General features: G+C 51.8%; 1 tRNA gene and 1 rRNA gene. Both read right to left on the bottom strand.

The window, feature by feature from the left end:
• Nucleotides 1-23: 23 nt before the first annotated feature.
• Nucleotides 24-96 (bottom strand) — tRNA-Asn (locus tag JMF81_RS16290).
• 64 nt (nt 97-160) lie between these two features.
• Nucleotides 161-415, bottom strand: a 23S ribosomal RNA gene (locus tag JMF81_RS16295); the annotation flags it as partial.

The following is a 415-nucleotide window of genomic DNA, read 5'->3' on the forward strand; positions in this document are numbered from 1 at the left end:
TGAAGCGCTCTCACGCTTCCCAACTCCCCGAGCCGGGCTCGAACCAGCGACAGCACGGTTAACAGCCGTGTGCTCTACCAACTGAGCTATCGAGGATCATCTGAGATACTCATGTACCTTCAAAACATCATACAAAACCATTCTCACACTCTGCCTTCTTTTGGTCAAAGCCTCGACCGATTAGTGACAGTCAGCTCCATGCGTTGCCGCACTTCCACCTCTGCCCTATCTACCTCGTCGTCTTCAAGGGGTCTTACTACCTTTCGATATGGGAAATCTTATCTTTAGGGGGGCTTCACGCTTAGATGCCTTCAGCGTTTATCCCTTCCAGACTTGGCTACTCTGCTATGCACTTGGCAGTACAACAGATACACCAGCGGTCCGTCCATCCCGGTCCTCTCGTACTAAGGACAGC

It is taken from the genome of Anaerostipes butyraticus, assembly GCF_016586355.1.
GTDB classification, from domain to species: domain Bacteria; phylum Bacillota; class Clostridia; order Lachnospirales; family Lachnospiraceae; genus Anaerostipes; species Anaerostipes butyraticus.